The organism is Chryseomicrobium palamuruense (assembly GCF_042649045.1).
GTDB lineage: Bacteria > Bacillota > Bacilli > Bacillales_A > Planococcaceae > Chryseomicrobium > Chryseomicrobium palamuruense.
In genome coordinates this window covers 1-1858 of sequence record NZ_JBHSEF010000034.1, presented here as the reverse complement: position 1 = coordinate 1858, position 1858 = coordinate 1, and the positions used below count along the sequence as shown (strand labels likewise).

The following is a 1858-nucleotide window of genomic DNA, read 5'->3' as shown; positions in this document are numbered from 1 at the left end:
TTCTTCATTTTTTAGGCATGACAAATAAAACCTCTCATTTTTCCTGCCAATTGTAAGAAAAAGGAAGTCTGTTTCTTAGAAGAAAGGATGTGAGAAGGGAATCTTCAGTCTCTCCTTTCTGGTGGTGTGTACAACTGATTGGTGCTTAGTAGCGAATACACCAACCGTACCAGTTTTCTTGCGGTCATGACGAGAGCGCGTTTATGTTTGTGTTTGGGAACTTCATTGTACTTCTTTGTGTAGAAAGCACTGTATTCCGAATCGTGTCTTCGAATGGATTCCGCTGCTTGGACAAGATAATACCGCAGGTATTTGTTTCCTGTCCGCATTCGGCTTGTATTTTCGGCTTCATATTCGCCTGATTGATATTGGTTCCATGCCAATCCTGCATACTTGGCCAAGGCATGGTGGTCCTTGAATCGCTTAATATCACCAATCTCTGCAATCAGACCTGCGGCGAATACATTACCAATCCCTTTGACAGTTGTAAGTGTCTGAGGAATGCCGTTCATCATTTTGGCAATCTCCTTGTCAAGTCGCTTCACTTGAGATTCCATGTGCTGAATAGTACTTAATGTTACGGATAGAGAAAGGTTAACCGGATCTTCCATTGTCGCATTCAAGCGATAGGAGGAACGAGCCAATTTCTTCAGATACTTTGCCAGTTCTTCTGGTTCTGCGAAACGGTTTTTCCCCTTTTCCTGTAGGAAAAGGATGAGTTCATCCATGTCCATTTCGGCAATGGTCTCGGGATCGAGTTCTTCAATCACCGCTAAACTAGTCGTACCGAACGTATCGGAAAATGGGTTGTCCTGTCGCATTCCGCTGAACTTTAGGAATACTTGATTCAAGAAATAAGTTTTATTCCGGGCAACTTCTTTCTTGAAATGGTAACGGGTTCTGGTTAAACGTTGTAACGCTTCATATCGATGGGCATCTTGCATCTCCCTTGGCAATCGTCCAAATCGCAAATGATCCGCGATTACCCAGGAATCGATTTTATCGTTCTTTGGCAACGTGTCGTAACCTTTCTTAAAACGGGCCACCTTACGTGCATTCAAAACGAATATCTTGGTATCAATGTTCGGTTCGTACCCTTGCATTTGTTCTTGTAAATAGTGAGCGATGTGCCATGCATATTGATCTGTCGCTTCCATTCCCACTTTTAGTTGGGTGCACTGATTCTTTTCCGCCGTTTCCAGCATGCGTTTGATCAGGGTATCTGCCCCATTCCGATCATTGGAAACGGAAAAATCAGTGAGTTTTTTGCCATCCGCATCCATGATATGGACATGATGGGATTTAAGACTAACGTCTACACCGACAAGCATTTGTGACATGCCAATCACCTCCTGGTGATAAATAATCAAGATTGTTTCAGACCTGGGTGCCCATGGGAAACACCGATGTCATCCTCGTCATAAGCACTCAAAGGACGGAAGACCAAATACGAGCGCTACACTCTCTTCCGACCAGCGGCGCAACCAGTGGTTAGACCCTCAATGATGAACCATGGGTAGCAGGCTTTTTAAGCAGTACACCGAAGTGTCCGCAAGGGGGATCAGCTATCTCCTGAGACAATCCTGTCAGTTCCTATTGTCCCATGGGCAAGCCTGAAACTTAAATAGAATGGAAAAGAAAAAGGACGAAGTATTGAAATGGAGCAACCTCCATTCTCCGTCCATTCGATATTCAATTGTAGGCATGAGAAATAAACAGGCAAGCACCTGTAAGCAATCATTTTAAAATTCCAAAATCAATTACCCTCGACTTCCCCGGCATTACAGGGTGTTACGGGTAAAACGAAAACCAGAGTGGGGAAGCCGAAAGGCTACCAATTCCTATAGGAAATCCAACA

1 protein-coding gene is annotated in these 1858 nt (G+C 44.0%); it reads right to left on the bottom strand.

Annotation, left to right across the window (positions count from 1 at the left end):
* Positions 1-104: 104 nt before the first annotated feature.
* Positions 105-1340, bottom strand: coding sequence for an IS110 family RNA-guided transposase (locus ACFO0S_RS14790; protein ID WP_378142914.1), 1236 nt, complete (start codon positions 1338-1340; stop codon positions 105-107).
* Between the last annotated feature and the right edge of the window lie 518 nt (positions 1341-1858).